Source organism: Kribbella sp. VKM Ac-2569, assembly GCF_004216905.1.
Lineage (GTDB): Bacteria > Actinomycetota > Actinomycetes > Propionibacteriales > Kribbellaceae > Kribbella.
On the sequence record NZ_SGXJ01000004.1, the window covers coordinates 118,836 to 134,434 of the forward strand.

Annotated in this window: 18 protein-coding genes; 15 read left to right on the plus strand and 3 right to left on the minus strand. The window is 67.2% G+C overall.

Annotation, left to right across the window (positions count from 1 at the left end; all coding sequences use genetic code 11):
• Window positions 1-106 precede the first annotated feature (106 nt).
• The 8 genes from EV649_RS26990 to EV649_RS27025 all read left to right on the plus strand — a co-directional run bounded on the left by EV649_RS26990 (window position 107) and on the right by EV649_RS27025 (window position 6,209).
• Entirely contained in the window at window positions 107-691 is a 585-nt protein-coding gene (locus tag EV649_RS26990) for a PadR family transcriptional regulator (protein ID WP_130386421.1), read from the plus strand.
• Window positions 688-1,767, plus strand: coding sequence for an inositol-3-phosphate synthase (locus EV649_RS26995; RefSeq protein WP_130386422.1), 1,080 nt, complete (start codon window positions 688-690; stop codon window positions 1,765-1,767). Before EV649_RS26990 ends, EV649_RS26995 begins: the two co-directional genes overlap by 4 nt.
• Window positions 1,768-1,834: 67 nt before the next feature.
• The gene (locus tag EV649_RS27000) at window positions 1,835-2,368 is read left to right on the plus strand and encodes an N-acetyltransferase (RefSeq protein ID WP_130386423.1); all 534 of its coding nucleotides are present in this window, start codon (window positions 1,835-1,837) and stop codon (window positions 2,366-2,368) included.
• Window positions 2,369-2,370: 2 nt separating this feature from the next.
• Window positions 2,371-3,201, plus strand: a complete 831-nt coding sequence (locus EV649_RS27005; protein WP_130387142.1) for a DUF72 domain-containing protein — start codon at window positions 2,371-2,373, stop codon at window positions 3,199-3,201.
• Between the two features lie 334 nt (window positions 3,202-3,535).
• The gene (locus EV649_RS27010; protein WP_130386424.1) at window positions 3,536-3,775 is read left to right on the plus strand and encodes a hypothetical protein; all 240 of its coding nucleotides are present in this window, start codon (window positions 3,536-3,538) and stop codon (window positions 3,773-3,775) included.
• Complete coding sequence (locus tag EV649_RS27015; RefSeq protein WP_130386425.1) at window positions 3,772-4,809, plus strand: hypothetical protein; 1,038 nt, start codon at window positions 3,772-3,774, stop codon at window positions 4,807-4,809. Before EV649_RS27010 ends, EV649_RS27015 begins: the two co-directional genes overlap by 4 nt.
• Before the next feature lie 96 nt (window positions 4,810-4,905).
• On the plus strand, window positions 4,906-5,592 hold the full coding sequence (locus EV649_RS27020; protein ID WP_130386426.1) for a helix-turn-helix domain-containing protein: 687 nt from the start codon (window positions 4,906-4,908) through the stop codon (window positions 5,590-5,592).
• An 80-nt stretch (window positions 5,593-5,672) separates the two neighbouring features.
• Complete coding sequence (locus EV649_RS27025; protein ID WP_130386427.1) at window positions 5,673-6,209, plus strand: dihydrofolate reductase family protein; 537 nt, start codon at window positions 5,673-5,675, stop codon at window positions 6,207-6,209.
• Window positions 6,210-6,225: 16 nt separating this feature from the next.
• Here EV649_RS27025 and EV649_RS27030 read toward each other — a convergent pair whose 3' ends face one another.
• A complete protein-coding gene (locus tag EV649_RS27030; protein ID WP_130386428.1) occupies window positions 6,226-7,278 on the minus strand; it encodes an Lrp/AsnC family transcriptional regulator in 1,053 nt (350 codons plus the stop codon).
• Between the two features lie 180 nt (window positions 7,279-7,458).
• On the opposite strand from EV649_RS27030, the gene EV649_RS27035 reads away from it, so the two are divergent.
• Genes EV649_RS27035 through EV649_RS27060 form a run of 6 tightly spaced genes read left to right on the plus strand, consistent with a single transcriptional unit; the run spans window position 7,459 to window position 14,132 of the window.
• Window positions 7,459-8,481 (plus strand): ABC transporter ATP-binding protein, encoded by a 1,023-nt coding sequence (locus EV649_RS27035; protein WP_157996325.1) that lies wholly within the window; start codon window positions 7,459-7,461, stop codon window positions 8,479-8,481.
• Window positions 8,478-9,482, plus strand: a complete 1,005-nt coding sequence (locus EV649_RS27040) for a dipeptide ABC transporter ATP-binding protein (RefSeq protein WP_130386429.1) — start codon at window positions 8,478-8,480, stop codon at window positions 9,480-9,482. Before EV649_RS27035 ends, EV649_RS27040 begins: the two co-directional genes overlap by 4 nt.
• Window positions 9,482-10,432: an ABC transporter permease gene (locus tag EV649_RS27045; protein WP_130386430.1), complete on the plus strand. Its 951-nt coding sequence runs from the start codon at window positions 9,482-9,484 to the stop codon at window positions 10,430-10,432. Before EV649_RS27040 ends, EV649_RS27045 begins: the two co-directional genes overlap by 1 nt.
• Complete coding sequence (opp4C, locus tag EV649_RS27050; RefSeq protein WP_130386431.1) at window positions 10,425-11,297, plus strand: oligopeptide ABC transporter permease; 873 nt, start codon at window positions 10,425-10,427, stop codon at window positions 11,295-11,297. Before EV649_RS27045 ends, opp4C begins: the two co-directional genes overlap by 8 nt.
• 28 nt (window positions 11,298-11,325) lie before the next feature.
• Window positions 11,326-12,948 (plus strand): ABC transporter substrate-binding protein, encoded by a 1,623-nt coding sequence (locus tag EV649_RS27055; RefSeq protein ID WP_130386432.1) that lies wholly within the window; start codon window positions 11,326-11,328, stop codon window positions 12,946-12,948.
• Window positions 12,948-14,132, plus strand: coding sequence for a M20 family metallopeptidase (locus EV649_RS27060; protein WP_130386433.1), 1,185 nt, complete (start codon window positions 12,948-12,950; stop codon window positions 14,130-14,132). Before EV649_RS27055 ends, EV649_RS27060 begins: the two co-directional genes overlap by 1 nt.
• Here the strand turns inward: EV649_RS27060 and EV649_RS27065 are convergent.
• Window positions 14,125-14,601 carry a MarR family transcriptional regulator gene (locus EV649_RS27065; protein WP_130386434.1) on the minus strand — a complete coding sequence of 159 codons (477 nt, stop codon included), beginning with the start codon at window positions 14,599-14,601 and terminating at the stop codon, window positions 14,125-14,127. The two genes, EV649_RS27060 and EV649_RS27065, sit on opposite strands and share 8 nt — an antisense overlap.
• 94 nt (window positions 14,602-14,695) lie before the next feature.
• Here EV649_RS27065 and EV649_RS27070 point away from each other — a divergent pair, with 94 nt between their 5' ends.
• Complete coding sequence (locus EV649_RS27070) at window positions 14,696-15,130, plus strand: nuclear transport factor 2 family protein (RefSeq protein ID WP_130386435.1); 435 nt, start codon at window positions 14,696-14,698, stop codon at window positions 15,128-15,130.
• Window positions 15,131-15,241: 111 nt separating this feature from the next.
• Here the strand turns inward: EV649_RS27070 and EV649_RS41240 are convergent, their stop codons facing one another.
• The gene (locus tag EV649_RS41240; protein ID WP_198682727.1) at window positions 15,242-15,547 is read right to left on the minus strand and encodes a hypothetical protein; all 306 of its coding nucleotides are present in this window, start codon (window positions 15,545-15,547) and stop codon (window positions 15,242-15,244) included.
• Window positions 15,548-15,599: the final 52 nt, after the last annotated feature.

A 15,599-nucleotide genomic window follows, 5' to 3' on the forward strand; every position in this document is an offset into this window, starting at 1 on the left:
GGTTTGTCAAGAGTTGTCCACAGCCACCGGGTCTGCTTACAGTGGCAGCACGATGTATCGAACCGATACATCACGTCATGACAAACTAGACTGAGGGAGGTGGCTCATGGGAAACCGCAGTGGGGTCCTGGAGCTCGCCGTACTCGGTCTGCTGCACGAAGCGCCGATGCACGGTTACGAGCTCCGCAAGCGCGTCAACGCCCAGTTCGGCTGGGGACGCGTGCTGTCGTTCGGTTCGCTGTACCCGTGTCTGAAGGCGATGCTCCGCAACGGGCTGATCACGGCCGACCCCGGGACACCGGAGTCGGGTCGCAGGCCCAAGATCGTGTACACGATCACCGCCGACGGCAAGGACTACTTCGCGCACGCGATGCACGAAGCCGGTCCGTCGGCCTGGGAGGACGACACGTTCGGCGTCCGCTTCTCGTTCTTCGGCCGGACCGATCCGGCCACCCGGTTGCGCATCCTCGAGGGCCGCAGGGCCCGGATGGAGGAGCGGCTGGCCAACTTCCGGGCGGCGATGAGCCGGACGGCGGAGCGGGTCGACGCCTACACCCTCGAGCTGCAACGGCACGGCCTGGAGTCGGCCGAGCGCGAGGTCCGCTGGCTGAACGAGCTGATCGACGGCGAGCGGCGGCAACAGCGGCCCCCTGACCAGCACTACCCGCCTACCCAAGGAGATTCCAGATGACCTCGATTCGCGTAGCGATCGTCGGCGTCGGCAACTGCGCAAGCTCGCTCGTCCAGGGCGTGCACTACTACCGTGACGCGAAGCCCGACGAGCGCGTCCCCGGTCTGATGCACGTCCAGTTCGGTGACTACCACGTCCGGGACGTGGAGTTCGTGGCCGCGTTCGACGTCGACGGCAAGAAGGTCGGCCTGGACCTCGCCGACGCGATCGGCGCCAGTGAGAACAACACGATCAAGATCTGCGACGTGCCGCCGACCGGTGTCACCGTCCAGCGCGGTCACACCCTCGACGGCCTCGGCAAGTACTACCGGGAGACCATCACCGAGTCCGAGGCCGAGCCGGTCGATGTCGTTCAGGCTTTGAAGGACGCACAGGTCGACGTCCTGGTCTGCTATCTGCCGGTCGGTTCCGAACAGGCGGCGAAGTTCTACGCCCAGTGCGCGATCGACGCGAAGGTCGCGTTCGTGAACGCGCTGCCGGTCTTCATCGCGGGCACCAAGGAGTGGGCCGACAAGTTCACCGCGGCCGGCGTACCGATCGTCGGCGACGACATCAAGTCGCAGATCGGCGCCACCATCACGCACCGCGTGCTGGCCAAGCTGTTCGAGGACCGTGGCGTCACCGTCGACCGGACGTACCAGCTGAACGTCGGCGGCAACATGGACTTCAAGAACATGCTCGAGCGCGACCGGCTGGAGTCCAAGAAGATCAGCAAGACCCAGTCCGTCACCTCGCAGCTGGTCAATGACATCGACCCGCGCAACGTGCACATCGGCCCGTCCGACTACGTGGCCTGGCTCGACGACCGCAAGTGGGCGTTCATCCGGCTCGAGGGCCGCAACTTCGGCGACGTACCGCTGTCGCTGGAGTACAAGCTCGAGGTCTGGGACTCGCCGAACTCGGCCGGCATCATCATCGACGCGATCCGCGCCGTGAAGATCGCGAAGGACCGCGGTATCGGCGGCCCGATCCTGTCCGCGTCGTCGTACTTCATGAAGTCGCCGCCGGAGCAGTACGCCGACGACGTCTGCCGCGACCTGGTGGAGAAGTTCATCCGCGGCGAGGTCGAGCGCTGACCTAGGCAGTAAGGACCGCCCCGACACCCATCCCGGGTGTCGGGGCGGCGTGCCATCATGACGCCGGATGACCGAGATCCGTGAGTACCGCGACACCGACGCCGCCAGCTGGCTGCGCTGCCGCCTGCTGAGCTTCTTCGGCACCGAGTACTACGACGACGTCGCGGTGCAGCGTAAGACGTTCGACAACCCGGCGCATCGACTCGTGGCCGTCGACGACGACATGGTGGTCGGCCTGATGGACGTCGAGATCTTCACGGACCGCGCCACCATCGACGTACTCGCCGTACATCCCGAACACCAACGCCACGGCCTGGCCACACGGCTGCTGGAGGCGGTTCTTCCTCGGCTTCAGGTCGACGTACTGGACGCATGGACGCGCGGGGATGCGTCAGCGAACGAGTGGTACCAACGGTCCGGCTTCACGGAGAACTTCCGTTATCTCCATGTCTACAAGTCCTCGCAGGACGACGCCGACGGCTTCGAAGCGCCAGGCCAGCTGGTGACTGCCTTCATGCATGCACCGATCTCGGCTGAGGCTTCGATGCGTGAGCGGTTCTCGCGTGTGCATGTCTGCAGGCAGTACGTTCGATCGCTGTGAGCATGCCGCTGTACGTCGGTTGCGCGCAGTGGACCCATGCTGCGTGGCCGCAGCCTTCGCGGGACAAGCTGCGTTCGTACGCCTCGTGGTGCAACGCGGTGGAGAGCAACACCACCTTCTACGCAACGCCGTCCGCGTCCACGGTGGCTTCCTGGGCCGCGCAGACGCCGCCCGACTTCCGGTTCGTGGTGAAGTTGCCGCAGGTCATCACCCATGAGCGCCGGCTCAACAACGTCGACGCCGACCTCCGCGCGTTCCTCGCCGCGATCGAGCCGCTCGGCCCGCGCAATCACGCGGTCTGGATCCAGCTTCCGGCCGCGTTCGCGCCGACCGACCTCGGCGCACTCGCCGCGTTCCTGCACCAGGCGCCCCGCGAACACCGGTACGCCGTGGAGGTCCGGCACCGCGACTTCTTCGACGATCCTCGCGCCGCAGCCAACCTCGAACGCGTGCTCGCGCGGGCGAACGCGGAATGGATCCCGTTCGACACCGGCACGCTCTTCGCCCGCCGCCCGACCAGCCTCGCCGAACGCGACGCCTGGATGAAGAAGCCGCGGGTCGCCCGCCGGACCCGCGCCCTGACCGGCCACCCGATCGTCCGCTACATCGGTCGCGACTCCGTGGACGAGACCGTCGCCGGCTGGGCGTACCTCGTCGAACTGGTCGTCGGCTGGCTCTCCGAAGGCCGCTCCCCGACGATCTTCCTGCACACCCCGGACAACGTCGAGGCCCTCAACCTCGCCCGCCGCTTCCACGCAACCGTCGCGGCAGCCGTCCCCACGCTCGCACCCCTCCCCGAGCCCATCGAATCCGAACCACCAACACTCTTCTAATCTCCGCGACAACCCGCGAGCACAAGACCGGTTGTCCGGCCCTTCTGACTGATGTGTGGGTGGTTGAGGTGCTGCCGTGCAGGGCGGCGCGTGCATTTTGGACAGGAGATGTCGGGTGGCTAGGTAGTGCACCTGAGCGTGATCGTGTTCGCGCGTACGGTGTCTCGCCGGTGCTCTCACCCTCACCTGGCGTCACGAGAGCCGGACTGCCCGTGTTTGTGGTCGGGGTGGTGCGGTCCGGTCCGGGGTTATCCACAGTTCCAAAGTGGCCTGCTGATTCGGGGTCTGATCTCCGTATGTTCTCCGCCGACTTCACGACTCGGGAGGACATCTCATGGAGCATTCGATCGGTACGCCGACCAACGCCACCCCGCACGCACCACTCGACCCACCGTCTGCCGCCACGCAGGCAGGAGCCGCGACGCAGGCACGCGCCGCGCGGCAGGCTCGCGCCGACTGGCTGATCACCGAACTCGGCCGGCTCGCGGCGCAGGCCGAGGACCCGAACGATCGCGTACGAATTCGCCGCACCGCCGACTCCCTCACCCGGCTCGCGGCCGCGTTCCGCCCGTGACGACGATGGCGGTTTCGCCGCACCCGACCTCGGTCCTCGAACTGCTGGCGATGAGCGGGGAGACGGCTCGCGCGCTCGCCGGCGCCGACCAATCCGCGTGGAACGGTCACATCATCGAGTCCTCCAGCGCGATGCTCGGCCTCGCCCACTGGGACGGCACCCTCTACCTCGACCGCGAGTCGATCGTCGACCCACTCCGCCACCTCTACGAACACGCAGGCGCGAGCCGTCCGACTCCGACACTCGTCGCCTACCGCGAATCCTTGGCCACCTTGCTACACGAGCACGCGCACTTCCTCGGCCCGGCCGACGCCACCCAGGAAGCCGCCCGCGAAGCCTTCACGAAACTCGGCGGCCGCCAGCTCGAGGAAGGTGTCACCGAAGCCTGGGCCCAGGACCACCTCGACGACTTCATCCACCGACTGGGCATCGACAAGGTTGCCCCTGGCATCGATTCCGTCCGCTCCAACGGTTACTACGCGGCCTTCGTCCCCGCCGTCCGCGAAATCACCACCGACCTGGACACCCGCAACGGCTTCCCACCCGGCGAGAGCCTCAGCCTCCTCAACCGCCAAACCGCCGCCGGGCAGTTCCCGCTCCTGGTCGACCTCACCTACAACGCCGCCCGTCTCCCCGACCTCGAACCACCCGGCACCGATACCCGATCCCGCCTGGAGTCGATCCTCCGCTCCGGCCTCGCCCACCTAGAAACCTACGAGCTCTCTCCGCCGGACCTGGCCACCACCAACTCCCTCGCCACTGCCAACCAAGTCCTGGCCCACCTCGACCACGAGACCCGCATCGCGGAAGCCAACAACACCTTCAGCCAGCCCGACCCCTGCGTCCTCCCACCTCCCACACGCCGCATCCCGTCCCCTCACGAGTCAGCCCTCTCCGGAGTAAGTCCCCCAAGCACCGCCCTACCCTCAGCCGCCCTGCCGTCAACTGCCCGCGCTTCATCCGCAACCCACCTCCACCCCGCCCACACCCACAGATCACCACGGTCCGCGCAATCGCTGGAAAGACATGGATAGCCTGCACGCGGTACCCACCGGTGCGGTCACAGCGCGCGGGTGGCGAGCGCGGTGACCGGGTGACGCGTGGCGGGGAATTCTGTTTCACTGGCGTCCATGGGGCTGGACAGTCACATCGTCAGTGGACCGGTGGGGCCGTTGACGCAGATCTGGTCGGCGGAGTGCGACAGTCCGACGGCCTTCAGTTCGCTGGCATCGGTGACGGCAGGGATCGGATTCGCGCGGATCAGGGGGACCTGGGCCGTGCACCTCCGCGGTCCGGCGACGAAGGCAACGACCATGGTGTGTTCGGCGGACTCGGAGTACTTCGGCGCCGACTTCCGGGTCGGCGCGTATCTGCCCATGTTCCCGCCAGGGCGGTTGACGAACCTGCGTGACTCGGTGCTGCCGACGCTGCCGGACGGTCGCATCCTGCTGGACGGCAGGGCGTGGGAAATGCCGACGCCGCAGAACATCGACGTGTTCATCGATCGGCTCCGGAAGGAGGGACTGCTACTGGTCGACCCGATGATCGAAGAGCTGCGGTACGGCGGCCTACGTACGATGCCGGCGCGGACGGCGCAGAGCCGGTTCGTGCGAGCTGTCGGCCTACCGCTGCGCACGCTGGGACTCATCGAACGCGCCAGGCGCGCTGTGCGGATGCTGCACGCGGGCCGGACGATCGCGGAAGTGGCGGTGGAGGCGGGTTACTACGACCAGCCTCACCTGACCCGATCGCTTCGGCGGTTCATCGGACATACTCCCGCGGAGGTGGCGCGAGGCAGCGTGATCCTGGGGCTGTGAGGTGCGGCTGCCGGCACGCGTGGGTTCGCTGCGCTTCGGTACAAGACGGTCCCTGAGCCGGGCCGGTAGCTTCCGTCGCCATGAGACTCATCGAATCGACGTACATCTCACTGGACGGCATGGTGACCGGCGATGCGTTCTGGGGCGCTCAGCAAGGTTTCCAGGGCGACGCTCACAACCAGCACGCCGCGACGTTGCTGGGGACCGCCGATGCGTTGCTGCTCGGCCGGCAGACCTACGACGTCTTCTCCGTGTCGTGGCCCGAGCGGCCCGGCGAACTCGCCGACCTGATCAACCCACTCCCGAAGTACGTGGCGTCGCGCACGCTGACCGAGGCGACCTGGAACACCAAGGTCCTGCACGGCGACGCCGTCGAGGCGGTCGCTGAACTCAAGAAGTCCCGCGAGGGGACGCTTCTGAAGTACGGCACAGGTTCCTTCAGCCGCGCCCTGGTTGACGCAGGCCTGCTCGACGAACTCCAGCTCTGGGTCCACCCCTTCGTCGCCGGCTCCGGAGAACGCCTCCTCCCAGGAATCTCGCCAACCCAACTGGCCCTCGCCGCCGTGACGGAGGTCGGCAACGGTGTCGTCATCCTGACCTACGCCCCGAACCACTAACGGGCCCCGCCGTCCGCTAGGAGTGTCCCGCGGTGAGGGGGTGGGTTGGTGGGATGAAGGTGGCGTGGTGACCGCTGGGGGTGAGGGTGTGGCCCAGGCGCTTGGGGAAGCGTGGGAGGAGCCAGCGTTCCTCGGTTCGCGCCGTCGGAAAGGCGCGGGCGATCTTGGTTTCGACGGCGTCGAGATCACGCAGGCTCCGGAGCCAGAAGGTGACGGCCAGGTTGGCGCGGTTGACCACTGAGCAGCACATCCGGGTCTCCGGCATCAGAGCGAGGCCGGCACCCACCATCTCCAGCTGATGATGCGGCACGCTGAACCACACCATCACAGACGCGTTGTAGCCGACGAGGTTGTGGGCGAAGTCGACCCGCGTCCGCGCCCACGGCGCATGGAGAATCTGCCCGATCGCCCGCGTGACAGTGGCGACGCTCCGGCCGATCTCGTCGGCGATCGAGGTCGCGGATCGGCGGACGTCGCCCGCGAGACCGTTGATGACCAGCTCGTGCAGGCGCGTCGGTATCGCGGGTGCGTCGATACCGGTCACCGGAAACGACTGCAGCGCCTTGACCTGACGTTCGCTGAGGATGCCGGGCCGCCAGCTCGTTCCTTCCTTGAAGAACGTGCGGGTGAAGTGGGTCCGGGTCCGCCGTACGCCGGGATCCGCGGCCAGCTCTGTGGCGACGTAGGCATCGACCTCGGCGACCGACGGGCAGGACAAGGTCAGGATCAGGTCGGGCCCACCCGACGTGCACTCGACGGTCAGCACCGATGGTGTCTTCGCGATACCGGCGATGACGCTCTCGCGGCTGCCCGCGGTGCAGTACACCTCGACCAGTGCGAGGACGCCGGTCAACGGGTGCACCACCGAGTCGAAGCGCCCGTCCGGGCGGTCCGGATCACCTGGGCTCACCGCGAAGCACGAGCTCCAGACCAGGCCGCTGTCGACGAGCCGGCTCCAGCGGCGCGACAGGGTCGACGCATCACCGCCGACGATCGCCTCGAGCTGGGACCAGCTCGCGCGCGGGCGGTGCTGTAAGGCGTTAACCAGCAGGAAATCTACGTCGTCCACAACTCAAAATCCCCGCATGCGTCACGGCGGTCACGCAAGTTCCCTGCGATGTCATGACAAGGATTTGATCGATTGCGCGGAGGGAGGAGCATCCTGAGTGCGCGGATGACAGTATCCAATGTCCAGAGCCAATATTCCGGCTCCGGACAGTGAGTTCTTCGACGCCCCACGGAGGATCGCTTGTCAGTTACTCCCCCTGTCACCGCGTCCACCCTGCTCCGGGTCGACGGGTTGAGGACCGAGTTCACGACCGACCAGGGTCCGATCACGCCGGTGGACGGTGTCGGTTTCACCGTGGCGGCCGGGGAGACGTTGTGCCTGGTCGGCGAGTCCGGCAGCGGGAAGTCGGTCTCCGCCCTGTCGATCATGGGGCTGCTGGCCGGGAACGGCCGGATCACCGAGGGCTCCGTGATGTTCGAGGGTCAGGATCTCGCCGGACTGCCGGAGCCGGAGCTGCGCCGGATCCGCGGGCACGCGATCGCGATGATCTTCCAGGAGCCGATGACGTCGCTGAACCCGGTGCTGACCATCGGCGACCAGTTGGCCGAGACGATGATCCTGCATCTCGGGCTGACCAAGGCGGAGGCCCGCCAACGGGCGATCGAACTGCTGGAGAAGGTCGGCATCCCTCGGGCGGGCGCGGTCGTCGACGACCATCCGCACCGGCTGTCCGGCGGGATGCGGCAGCGGGTGATGATCGCGATGGCGCTGAGCTGCCGGCCCAAGCTGATCATCGCGGACGAGCCGACGACGGCGCTGGACGTGACGATCCAGGCGCAGATCCTGCGGTTGATGCGGGAGCTGAGCGCGGAAACCGGTACGGCGACGATCTTCATCACCCACGACCTCGGCGTCGTCGCGGAGATGGCGGACCGGGTCGCGGTGATGTACGCCGGGCAGGTCGTCGAGGAGACCGACGTCTACACGCTGTTCGACCAGCCGAAGCACCCGTACACGGTCGCGCTGCTGAGGTCGATCCCGCACATCACCACCCCGGCCGGGGACCGGCTCACCCCGATCTCCGGTTCCGTCCCGAGCTTGCTGCACCTACCGACCGGCTGCCGCTTCCGGGAGCGATGTCCACACGCAATGGACCGCTGTACGACGGAACTACCGGCGCTCCGCCCACTCGGCGAGGGCGAGGGCACGCACTCGGTCCGCTGCTGGCTGTACGACGAAACCGGAACGGCGGTCTCGGTATGACGGCAGTGGAAGACGCCAGCCCCCTGCTGCAGGTGCGAGACCTCCGGCGGTACTACCCGATCCGCAAAGGCGTCATTGCCCGGACGGTCGGACATGTGCGCGCCGTCGACGGCGTGAGCTTCGACGTGTACCCCGGTGAAACGGTGGGCATCGTCGGCGAATCCGGATGCGGGAAGAGCACCACCGGGCGTGCCGTCGTACGGCTGGAGCCGCCGACCTCGGGCTCGGTGCTGTTCGACGGGACCGACATCGCGACGCTGTCGACCGCGAGGATGCGGCGGTTGCGGACCGAACTGCAGATGGTGTTCCAGGATCCGTACTCGTCGCTGAATCCGCAGATCCGGATCGGCGATCTGCTGGCCGAGCCGTTGGTCGCGCACAAGCGCCTCGATCGCGCCGGCGCGCGGGCGAAGGCCGCCGAGATGCTGGCCACCGTCGGGCTCCCGCAGCTCTCCCTGGACCGCTACCCGCACGAGCTCTCCGGCGGGATGCGGCAACGGGTCGGCATCGCGCGGGCGCTGATGCTCGAGCCGAGGCTGATCGTCTGCGACGAGCCGGTGTCCGCGCTCGACGTCTCGATCCAGGCCCAGGTCCTGAATCTGCTCAAGGATCTGCAGGGTGAGTTCGGCCTGACCTACGTGTTCATCAGCCACGGGCTCGGCGCGATCAAGTACATCAGCGACCGGATCGTGGTGATGTACCTCGGCAAGGTGATGGAGACCGCGACCACCGCGGAGATCTTCGCCCGGCCGAGGCATCCGTACACCGAGATCCTGCTCGACGCCTATCCCGAACCCGACCCGCGGCTGCGCGACCGGGAGCGGATCATCGTCGAGGGCGACGTGCCGAGCCCGGCGAATCCTCCGCCCGGCTGCGTGTTCCACACTCGCTGCCCTTACGCACAGGACATCTGCCGGACCGAGGCTCCGCCCCTGAACGCCGCGGGAGGTGCCAGGCATCAGGTGGCCTGCCACTTCCCGCTGGCTCAGGAGGCGAGCTGATGGTCACCTACCTCATCCGGCGCATCCTGATCGGAATCCCGGTCCTGCTCGGCGTGACCCTGATCAACTTCCTGATCATCAACCTCGCGCCCGGTAGCCCCGCCGACCTGTACCTCTCCCCGACCGCGACCCCTGAGGACGTAGCCCGCACCGAGACCGCGCTCGGTCTGGACAAGCCCGTCTTCGTCCAGTACCTCAACTGGCTCACTCAACTGCTGCACGGCAACCTCGGCGTCTCGTTCCAGAACCGCGAGCCCGTCACCCAGCTGATCGCCGACCGGATCGGACCGACCCTGCTGTTGATGGGTACGTCGCTCGTCATCGCCTACCTGGTCGCGATTCCGATCGGGATCTTCGCGGCTCGCCGGCGCAACACTGCGGCCGACTACGGCGTCGTCGGGGCGTCGTTCCTCGGCATCTCGGTGCCGCACTTCTTCCTCGGCCTGGCGATGATCTACGTCTTCGCGCTCACCCTGGGCTGGTTCCCCACTGGCGGCATGGTGACCCTGGGACGCGGAGGCGGGTTCGCCGACCGGGTCTCGCATCTCGTCCTGCCGGTCGTCGTGCTCGCCACCGGGGTCGCGGCCGGCATGGTCCGGTACGTCCGGTCGAGCATGATCGACGCCTTCGGCCAGGACTACATCCGGACCGCGAAGGCGAAGGGTCTCGGCGCGTCGGTCATCACCAACAAGCACGCCCTGCGGAACGCGCTGATCCCGGTCGTGACGGTGATCGGGATCGATCTGTCCGCGCTGATCGGCGGCGCGATCGTGACCGAGCAGATCTTCCAGTGGCCCGGGATCGGGCTGCTGACCATCCAGTCGATCGGCGCCCGCGACTACGCCGTACTGATGGGAATCAACCTGATCGCGGCAATCGCCGTGTTCGCCGCCAACCTGCTCACCGACATCGCCTACGCGGTGGTGGACCCGAGGGTTGCCTATGCATAAGCGGCTCGAGCCCGAGACCGGCCAGTCGTCCGCCCGGCTGATGATCCGGCGGTTCCGGCGGCACCGCTTGGCAGTCGTCGGGCTGGTGGTCGTCGTCCTGATGGTGCTGATGGCAGCGCTGGCGCCGCTTCTGGCACCTGACGACCCGAACCGGATCTTCGACAAGTTCGAGTCGTCGCCGTCGGGTGAACATCTGCTCGGCACCGACTCGGTCGGGCGTGACGTGCTCAGCCGGCTGATCTACGGCGCCCGGGTGTCGATGAGCGTCGGCGTCGGGGCAGTCGTTGTGTACGTCGTGATCGGCGTCCTGCTCGGTCTGCTCGCCGGGTACTACGGCGGCTGGGTGGACCAGGTGCTCATGCGGATCACCGACGTGTTCATGTCGTTCCCGTACTTCATGGTGATCCTGATCCTGGTCAGCGTGCTCGGGCCGAGTCTGCTCACGATCATCGTGGTGATCGGTGCGCTGGCCTGGCCGATGATCGGCCGGCTGGTCCGCGGCAGCGTGCTCTCGATCAAGGGCAGCGACTACGTGCAGGCCGCGGTGGCGCTGGGGTACCGCACGCCGCGGATCCTGTTCCGGCACATCCTGCCGAACGCGTTGTCCCCGATCGTCGTGAACGCGACGTTCGGCGTCGCACAGGCGATCATCCTCGAGTCCGGCCTGAGCTTCCTCGGGATGGGTGTCCGCCCGCCGGCGGCGAGCTGGGGCAACATGCTGAGCGAGGCGCAGTCGATCACCGTGCTGTCCAGCCAGCCGTGGATCTGGATCCCGCCGGGCCTGATGATCCTGCTCGCCGTACTCGCGATCAACTTCGTCGGCGACGGCCTACGTGACTCCATGGAGTCCCGCTCCGAGTCCTGACCCCCATCCTGTCGAGAAGGGACCCGCTATGTCTGCACGGACCACACACCGGCTCAGCGCCGGACTGGCCGCGATCGGCCTGTTGCTGATACCGACTGCGTGCACGGGCAATGCCGGCAGCGGCGGGGGTGGAGGTGACACGCTGTACGTCGGCACGGTGAACCCGCCGGCCAGCTTCAACCCGATCAACCAGTCCGACGTCGGCGGCCAGTTCGCCGTACGGTTCGCGATGGACACGCTCCTGGACCAGCCGGAGCCGCTGAAGTTCGTGCCGAAGCTGGCCGATTCGATCGAGAGCAAGGACAACAAGACCTTCACGGTGAAGCTGCACGCCGGCGCCAAGTGGAGCGACGGGCAGCCGATCACCGCGAAGGACGTCGTCTACACGATCAACCTGATCGCCAACCGGGACTCGCTTACCACGCTCGGCGGGAACGTCACCGCGCTCACCGGAGTCGATGCCACCGGCAAGCTTCCGAAGGGACAGGCCGCCGTACCGGGGCTGACCGCGCCGGACGACACCACGGTCGTGTTCACCACGAAGACCCCGGTGGACCCGAACTACGTCAAGGAGATGATCGGCACCAAGGTGGTGATCATGCCCGAGCACGTGCTGGCGAAGAGCACGCCGGCGCAGATCGACGACAGCAAGTTCGCGCAACTTCCCGACGTCACGAGCGGACCGTACAAGTTCACGAAGTACACCCAGAACGCGAGTATCGAGTACGCCGCCAACCCGGACTACTACGGCGGTGCTCCGAAGATCGGCAAGCTGATCATGAAGATCATGCCGGCCTCGAACCTGGCCGGTGAGCTGCAGACCGGGTCGATCATGATGAACTCCGGCGGCGGCATCGGGAACATCCCGTTCCAGGACCTGAAGACGGTCAAGGCGTTCAAGGACGTCAACACCAAGGTCAACCCAACGATCGGGTTCCAGACGATCCAGTTCAACGTGAAGACCTTCGCCGACCCGCGGCTGCGGGCGGGCCTCGCGCACGCGATCAACCGCAAGCAGATCGTCGACGAGCTGCTGCTGGGCAACGGCGAGGTGATCGACGGCCCGTACACCAGCCAGAGCCCGTTCCTGGACAAGAACCTGAAGACACTCAGCTACGACCCGGTCCTGGCCAAGAAGCTGCTCACCGAGGCGGGCTGGGACTTCAGCCGGAAGATCAACTTCGTCGTACCGACCGGGAACAAGATCCGGGAACGGTCCGCCGACATCCTGCTGCAGAACTTCAAGGCGATCGGCCTGAACGTCGTGCAGACCAACTACGACTTCCCGACCACGCTGGCCAAGGCGCGGGCGAAGGACCACGACATGGTGCTGATGGGCCTGACCTTCAACATCGACCCGGACGTGTCGAACATGTACTCCTCGACCGGTTCCTTCAACCTGACCGGGTACAACTCGCCGGAGAGCGACAAGCTGCTGCTGGCCGGCAAGTCCGCGGCGAAGCCGGAGGCCAGGCACCAGATCTACAACCAGTTGCAGGCGCTGTGGCAGGCTGACATGCCGGTGCTGACGCTGTACTCCGACCACGCCGTCGCCGCGACCAACAAGTCCGTGGCGGTGGGCGGAGCGACCGCGTTCTGGCCGGGAACCGTGGCCAACGTCGGCCAATGGGCATTCGAAGGAGCGAACTGATGAGTCTCGTCGAGGAAGCCACCGCGATCGCGCCGGGGCTGATCGAGCTGCGGCGGGAGCTGCACCAGGTTCCCGAGGTCGGCCTCGATCTGCCGAAGACTCAGGCCCTGGTGCTCGACGCGGTGGCCGGGTTGCCGCTGGAGATCAGCACCGGCAAGGAGCTGACCTCCGTGGTCGGAGTACTGCGCGGCGGCCAGCCCGGGCCGACGGTGCTGCTGCGGGGCGACATGGATGCGTTGCCGGTGGTGGAGGAGACCGGGCTCGCGTACGCCGCCGAGAACGGGAACATGCACGCCTGCGGCCACGATCTGCACACCACGGGACTGGTGGGCGCGGCGCAGTTGCTGAGTGCGCATCGCGAGGAGCTGAACGGGAACGTGATCTTCATGTTCCAGCCAGGCGAGGAAGGCCTCGGCGGTGCCGGGTACATGCTGCGGGAGGGTCTGCTGAGCGCCACGGGCGACAAGCCGATTGCGGCGTACGCCTTGCACGTCTGGTCGCAGGCGGCGAAGGGGACGTTCCAGCTGCGTCCGGGCACGATCATGGCCAGCTCGAACCAGTTGCACATCGCGGTGCACGGCAAGGGCGGCCACGGGTCGTCGCCGGACCGGACGATCGACCCAGTGCCGGTGGTGGCGGAGCTGGTGCTCGCGTTGCAGACCTACGCGACGCGGCGGGTGAACGTGTTCGACCCGGTCGTGATCACGGTGACGCAACTCGAGGCGGGCGTCGCGATCAACGTCATCCCGAACACGGCCCGGCTCGGCGCGACCGTGCGGACGTTGTCGGACGCGATGCTGGAGCAGCTGACCCGTGAGCTGCCGGCGCTGGCGGAGCGGATCGCGGCGGCGCACGGATGCACGGTCGACGCGCGGCTCGACCGGCAGTACCCGGTGACGGTGAACGACGCCGGCCGTACGGCGGAAACCGCGGACCTCCTCACCGACCTGTTCGGCGCGGAGCGGGTGCAGCAGCTGGACAACCCATTGATGGGCGCCGAGGACTTCTCGATGGTGCTGAAGGAGGTGCCGGGCACATTCGTGATGGTCGGCGCCCGGCCGGACGACGTCTCGGAGGAGGACGCTCCGTCGAACCATTCGAGCCTCGTCCGGTTCGACGACGCGGTCCTCGGTGACCAGGCGGCCGCTCTGGCCCAGCTGGCCGCCAAGCACTTGATCAAGTAGGTCCCGCGAGGTGGGTGTTGACCCGGTTGAGGAGCGCGAACAACTGGTCGCGCTCCTCGCGGGTCAGCGGCGCCGTGATGTGGGCGTTCACACCGGCAAGCACCTGATCCAGCTCGGCAAGCCGCCGTACGCCGGTGTCCGTGATCGTGATGACGTTGCGCCGTTTGTCGGCGGGGTCCGGCGTACGGCGGATCCAGCCGCCGTCCGCGAGCTCGTTGAGAACGGCGACGAGATCGCTCTTGTAGACGCGGGCGCGGCCGGCCAGCGCGGACTGGCTCGCCGGGCCGAACTCGGCGAGCGCGGCGAGCACCACGAAGTGGTCCTTGTGCGCGCCCACGGCACGGAGCGCGTCGCCGGAGGCGCGGGCGGTCTGGGCCGCGGTCAGCCCGACCAACCGTGACAGCTGCGCCTTGATGCGCTCCGGCGTGTCCGCGCCACGGTCGAAACGCAGTTCGTCGCCGTCCTCCATGGCGTCAGCATACCGCTTGCGTTAGTCGGACTAACGATCTACATTCATTGGTATCGCCAACGTTAGTCCAACTAACTATTCAAGGGGCCCAGAGATGACCGCCACCGAAACCCTGATCCGCGAGCTCGCCGACCGCAGTGAACTGGCCGACCTGGTCTCCCGCCACAGCCTGTGGATCGACGAGCACCGGTACGACGAGAGCGACCGCCTCTTCACCGAGGACGTCGTCGTCAAGTCCCGCGGCGGCGAGGCCATCGGCATCGAGGCGATCGTCGACATGGTGCGGGCGCGTCACGACGACTACGCCCGCACGCTGCACAACAAGTCGAATCTCGTGATCGAGGTCAGGGACGAGACCGCAACCGTGCGCGCGCACGACATCGCGATCTACGTCCTCGACGACAAGACGGAGGCGATCGCAGCCGCCGTACACCACTACGGCGCGCGCCGGACCGAGAAGGGCTGGCGCTTCGACCGGCTCGAGGTCAGCCCGGTCGCACTGACCGCGGCACTCGACCGCGAGCTCTAGAGGGAGCCTGTGGCTGGTCGGTCCGCCAGAGGCCGACCAGCCACAGGGTTCAGGAGGGCGAAACTCCGAGGGTGTAGGCGCCGCGACTGCCGTACGTCGAGTAGCCCGTGTTCAGCGGGTCGCCGTAGCCCACGTGTCGATCCGCAGGTAATACCTACCCGGCTGAAGGCTGCCGCTAACACTCGCACCGAGACCCGTCGGCGTACCGGCGTCGCTCTGTCCGGACGCCGGGTCGTTCGAGGCAACGACCGCGTAGTCGTCTTCCTTCTGCGCCGCGGTCAGACCGGGCTCGCGGAAGAACAGTTTGCTGTCGGCATCGATCCACGCGGTCTTGTCGGTGGCAAGAGTCTGCCGCAACTGGTCCGGCGAGGTGCCGTGCCGAGTGCCGCGCAGTAGGCGTGGGGCCGGGAGACACACCCTCAGACCCGGGGCCGTCGATCTCGGTGGGATCGGCGGCCCCGGGTGGTCA